At 63.6% G+C, this 805-nt stretch carries 1 protein-coding gene and 1 pseudogene; both read right to left on the reverse strand.

All coding sequences use genetic code 11. The annotated features are described in order from the left end of the window. A pseudogene (locus AC1DF3_RS36975) lies at positions 1-449 on the reverse strand (electron transfer flavoprotein subunit alpha/FixB family protein); the annotation flags it as partial. Positions 450-526: 77 nt separating this feature from the next. Next, positions 527-805, reverse strand: a 279-nt coding sequence (locus AC1DF3_RS36980) for an electron transfer flavoprotein subunit beta/FixA family protein (RefSeq protein WP_478142810.1), incomplete at its 5' end; no start/stop codon positions are given.

Here is an 805-nt window from a genome sequence, read left to right on the forward strand (position 1 = left end):
GTGCGAACAGTGACGACCTTGATCGCATCGCTGCTCTGCACGATGGCAATCGCATTGCCMGCATAGATCGGCCGCTCGAAGGTGTCGGGGCTGTCGACCTTGGTGATGTCGCTGATCTGGGCGACATCCAGCAGCGCGGCCACGCGCGGGGCGACGTTCTTGCCGTTGGCGGTCGAGGGGAACAGGATGTGGCTGTAGTTCTTGGCGATCGCGAGCACCTGGGCGGCGACGTTCTCGGCGAGGTTCTCGGCCAGGGACGGGCTGTCGGCGACGATCACCTTGGCGACGCCTGCGACCTGGCTCGCGGCCTTGCCGGCTTCGGCGGCGTTGGCACCGGCCACCAGCACGTGGACGTCGCCGCTGGCGCAGGCAAGGCCCGCGGTGACGGTGTTGAGGGTCGCCGGCTTGAGGGTGGCGTGGTCGTGTTCGGCAATAACAAGTACGGTCATTTTTTGTTCCAAAAAATTGGCCTGATCAGTTGGGGACAGAGCTTGCGCTTCGCGCTGCGGTCTGTCCCGCAAGCTTTTCAGATTACCTTCGCTTCGTTCTTCAGCTTGTCCACCAGCGTGGCGACATCCGGCACCTTGATGCCCGCGCCGCGCTTCGGCGGCTCGCTGACCTTCAAGGTCTTCAGGCGCGGCTTGACATCCACGCCGAGGTCTTCCGGCTTGAACGTGTCCAGCTGCTTCTTCTTGGCCTTCATGATGTTGGGCAAGGTCACGTAGCGCGGCTCGTTCAGGCGCAGGTCGGTGGTGATGACCGCGGGCACGGAAAGAGAAATGGTCTCCAGGCCGCCGTCGACTTC

The sequence above is a fragment of the Variovorax sp. 10N432 genome (genome assembly GCF_056394465.1).